A 250-nucleotide genomic window follows, 5' to 3' on the forward strand; every position below is an offset into this window, starting at 1 on the left:
CCAGGGCGGCGGCCAGCTGGGTCAGGGCGGCGGTCTTGCCGATGCCCGGTTCTCCCAGGAGCAGGACGGGCAGGTCGGCGGCGACGGCCAGGGTCAGGGCCTCCAGCTGGGTGTCGGGGCGGGGTTCGGTGGTGGTGGCGTCCAGGAGGGCCAGCAGGTCGGCGGCGACGTCGAGGCGGTTGGGCGCGGGACGGTCGGGCGCGGGACGGTCGGGCGCGGGACGGTCGGGCGCGGGACGGTCGGGCGCGGG

Annotated in this window: 1 pseudogene; it reads right to left on the bottom strand. The window is 79.2% G+C overall.

Features of this window, described 5'->3' with window-relative positions:
* Nucleotides 1-250: pseudogene (locus tag G3I53_RS33780) on the bottom strand (AAA family ATPase); the annotation flags it as partial.

The sequence above is a fragment of the Streptomyces sp. SID14436 genome (assembly GCF_010548465.1).
Lineage (GTDB): Bacteria > Actinomycetota > Actinomycetes > Streptomycetales > Streptomycetaceae > Streptomyces.